Consider the following 3,714-nt stretch of genomic DNA (forward strand, 5'->3'; position numbering starts at 1 on the left):
GGCGCGGCGCGGGCCGGGGGGGGGGGGGGGGGGGCCGGGGGCGGCGGGGGGGGTGGGGGCCTCGGCCCCCCCCGGGGTTGGGGGGGCCGCGGGGCGGGGCCCCCCCCCCCCCTCCCCCACCTGCTGGCCGCCTCGGGCGGCGGCTGGAGCGGCCCCGGACCTCCCCCACACGGAGCAGGGGCCGCTCGTTCGACACCGACACTACGCCTGCGGAACACCGCCGCCGAGCGGCCTTGACGCCCCCCTGTCGCCCACCGGGCCGCTCTTGACGGCTCGTTGACGGGGGCGCGCCGGCACCGGTGCGCCGGTCCGTCACGGCACGTACCGGTACCCGATCCCCGGCTCGGTGACCAGGTGCCGCGGCCGGGCCGGATCGCGCTCCAACTTGCGGCGCAGCCCCGCGAAGTAGACCCGCAGATAGTTGCCGCGCCCCTCCTGGGCCGGACCCCACACCTCGCGCAGGATCTGCCTCCCGGGCACCAGCCGGCCCGGGTTGGCGAGCAGCAGGGCGAGGATGCGCCACTCGGTCGGGGTGAGCCGGACCGGGCCGTTCGGGCCGTGCACCGCGGTGGCCGCGAGGTCCACGGTGTGGTCGCCGATCACCGGCCGGCCCAGCGGCACGTCGCCCAGCGGCCGGCGCAGCACGGCGCGCAGCCGGGCCAGCAGCTCGTCCATCAGGAACGGCTTGGTGAGGTAGTCGTCGGCGCCCGCGTCCAGGGCGCCCACCTTGTCGGCGGCGTCCGTCCGGCCGGAGAGCACGATGATCGGCACCGCGCTGTGGGTGCGCAGGCCGCGCAGCACGTCCATGCCGTCGAGGTCGGGCAGGCCGAGGTCGAGCAGGACGGCGTCCGGGGCGCTGTGCGCGGCGCGGTCCAGCGCCTCCCCGCCGCTGGCGGCGGTGCGGACGGCGTAGTGCCGGGCGCTGAGGTTGATCCGCAGGGTACGCAGGAGGGCGGGCTCGTCGTCGACGACCAGAATCTCACTCATGCGCCCGCCTCGCTTCGCTCGGCAGTCGCTTCGCGAGACACGCACCTTTCGATGGTTCGTTCACTTCGTTCACTCATGTGGAGGTTCCTCCCCGGAGTCTCCAGGCTCGGTGGTGCTGGGCGCGGTGGTGGCGGCGGGCAGGGTGAGCAGCATGGTGGTGCCGCCGCCCGGGGTGTCCTCGACCTCCAGGCTGCCGCCCATCGCCTCGGCGAGGCCGCGGGAGAGGGCGAGGCCGAGGCCGACGCCGGTGGTGTTGTCGGTGTCGCCGAGGCGCTGGAAGGGCAGGAAGACCCGGTCGCGGTCCTCGGGGGCGATGCCGGGGCCGCGGTCGATCACCCGGATCTCCACCTGGTCGGCGTGGTGGCTGGCGGTGACCAGGACGGGCGCGCCGGGGGCGTTGTACCGCAGCGCGTTGGTGATCACGTTGGCGAGCACCCGCTCCAGCAGCGGCGGGTCGGCGAGCACCGGCGGGGCGGTGTCCAGGTCGAGCGGCTGCACCGGCGCGTACGGGTCGGGGAGGCTGTCGAGCGCCCGGGGCAGGATCTCGTCGAGGTGGGTCTCGGTGAGGTGCAGGGTGAGCGCGCCGGCCTGGAGGCGGCTCATGTCGAGCAGGTTGTCGACCAGCCGGGTGAGCTTGACCAGCGACTCGTCGGCGGTGGCGAGGAGTTCGGCCTGGTCCTCGGGCGAGAACTCGACGTCGGGGCTGAGCAGCGAGCCGACCGAGGCGCGGGCGGCGGCCAGCGGGGTGCGCAGGTCGTGGCTGACGGCGGCGAGCAGGGCGGTGCGCATCCGGTCGGCGGCCTTGATCGGCTCGACCTCGGCGGCGACCACGGCCAGCCGGTCGCGCTCCAGCGCGGCGGCGACGTGGGCGGCGAAGGCGGTCAGCACCCGCTGGTCGGCGGCGGGCAGCCGGCGGCCGGTGAGCACCAGGAGGGCGTCCGCGCCGACCGGGACCTCGGCGGTCTCGTGCGGCCCCTCGCCGTCGCCCTGGTGGTCCCCCTCGCTGTGCGCGAGCACCTCGCCGTCGCCCCGGGAGAGCAGCGCGACGGCCCGCATGCCGAAGGCCGTCCGGGACTTCTCCAGCAGGGCGGGCAGCGCGTCGGCGCCGCGCAGCACGCTGCCGGCCAGGGTGGAGAGGGTCTCGGCCTCGGCGGTGGCGCGGGCGGCCCGGCTGGTGAGCCGGCCGGCGTGGTCGACCACGGTGGAGACGGTGAGCGCGATCGCGGCGAAGACCACCAGGGCGACGATGTTGTTGGTCTCGCCGATGGTCAGGCTGTGGACCGGCGGGATGAAGTAGTAGTTGAGCAGCACCGAGGCGACGACCGAGGCCAGCAGGGCCGACACCGCGCCGCCGAGCAGGGCGACGATCACCACGCCGAGCTGGAAGATCAGCGCGTCGGTGGTCAGGTTGATGCTGTGGTCCGCCTGCGAGAGCAGGACGGTGAGCAGCCAGGGCACCGCCAGGCCGGCCAGGTAGCCGGCGATGGTGCGGCGCCGGGAGTGGCGGCGGCCGAGCGAGGGCAGCCGGCCGCGGCCGGTGAACTCGTGGGTGACCATGTGGACGTCGATGTCCTCGGAGTCGTCCACGGTGGTCTGCCCGGTGCCGGGGCCGGTGAGGAAGCGGTTGATCCGGCCGCGGCGGCTGGTGCCGAGCACCAGCTGGGTGGCGTGGTGGGCGCGGGCGAAGGTGAGCAGCGCGGTCGGGACGTCGTCGCCGACCACCACGTGGTAGCTGCCGCCGAGGGTCTCCACCAGCTGCCGCTGCTGGGCGAGGGCGCCGGAGGAGGCGCCGGCCAGGCCGTCGCTGCGGGAGACGTGGACGGCCAGCAGTTCGCCGCCGGCCGTGCGGTCGGCGATCCGGGCGGCGCGGCGGATCAGGGTCTCGCCCTCGGGGCCGCCGGTGAGGGCGACCACGACCCGCTCGCGGGTCTCCCAGACCCGGTCGATGTTGTGGCTGGCCCGGTAGTCGCGCAGTCCCTCGTCCACCCGCCCGGCCACCCAGAGCAGGGCGAGTTCGCGCAGGGCGGTGAGGTTGCCGACCCGGAAGTAGTTCGAGAGCGCGGCGTCCACCTTCTCCGCCTTGTAGACGTTGCCGTGGGCCATCCGGCGGCGCAGTGCCTGCGGGGCCATGTCGACGAGTTCGATCTGGTCGGCCCGGCGGACCACCTCGTCCGGGACGGTCTCCCGCTGCGGGATGCCGGTGATCTTCCGGACGACGTCGTTCAGCGATTCCAGGTGCTGGATGTTGACGGTGGTGACGACGTCGATCCCGGCGGCGAGCAGTTCCTCGACGTCCTGCCAGCGCTTGGCGTGCCGGCCGCCTGGGATGTTGGTGTGCGCCAGCTCGTCCACCAGCACGACGGACGGGCGGCGGGCGAGCACGCCGTCGAGGTCCATCTCGTCGAACCCGGCGTCCCGGTAGTCGCGGTGGACGCGGGGCACGACCTCCAGGCCCGCCAGCATGGCCTCGGTGTGCGGTCTGCCGTGGCACTCGATGTACCCGACCACGACGTCGGCCCCGCGCTCCTGTCTGCGCCGGGCCTCGTCCAGCATCCGGTACGTCTTGCCGACCCCCGGCGCGGAGCCGAGGTACACCCTCAGCCGGCCGCCGCGGATGCCGGTACCGGGGGTGAGGTCGCGGGCCATGGGCACTGCTCTTTCCATCGGGAGGTGGTGCACGTCTGCGGACGCGGGTCGGCCGGCCCGGGCGCGGGAGGCGTGCCCCCG

At 75.1% G+C, this 3,714-nt stretch carries 2 protein-coding genes; both read right to left on the reverse strand.

What is annotated here, in order from left to right:
• Positions 1–312: 312 nt before the first annotated feature.
• Complete coding sequence (locus tag ACFRQN_RS40155) at positions 313–987, reverse strand: response regulator (RefSeq protein WP_049652081.1); 675 nt, start codon at positions 985–987, stop codon at positions 313–315.
• A gap of 69 nt (positions 988–1,056) precedes the next feature.
• Positions 1,057–3,633, reverse strand: a complete 2,577-nt coding sequence (locus tag ACFRQN_RS40160; protein ID WP_259316630.1) for a sensor histidine kinase KdpD — start codon at positions 3,631–3,633, stop codon at positions 1,057–1,059.
• Positions 3,634–3,714 lie beyond the last annotated feature (81 nt).

Source organism: Kitasatospora sp. NPDC056800 (assembly GCF_042789775.1).
GTDB lineage: Bacteria > Actinomycetota > Actinomycetes > Streptomycetales > Streptomycetaceae > Kitasatospora.

Excerpts from the sequence above, each read along its gene's own strand:
- ACFRQN_RS40155 (WP_049652081.1), bottom strand. The coding sequence starts at position 987 with ATGAGTGAGATTCTGGTCGTCGACGACGAGCCCGCCCTCCTGCGTACC.
- ACFRQN_RS40160 (WP_259316630.1), bottom strand. The coding sequence starts at position 3,633 with ATGGCCCGCGACCTCACCCCCGGTACCGGCATCCGCGGCGGCCGGCTG.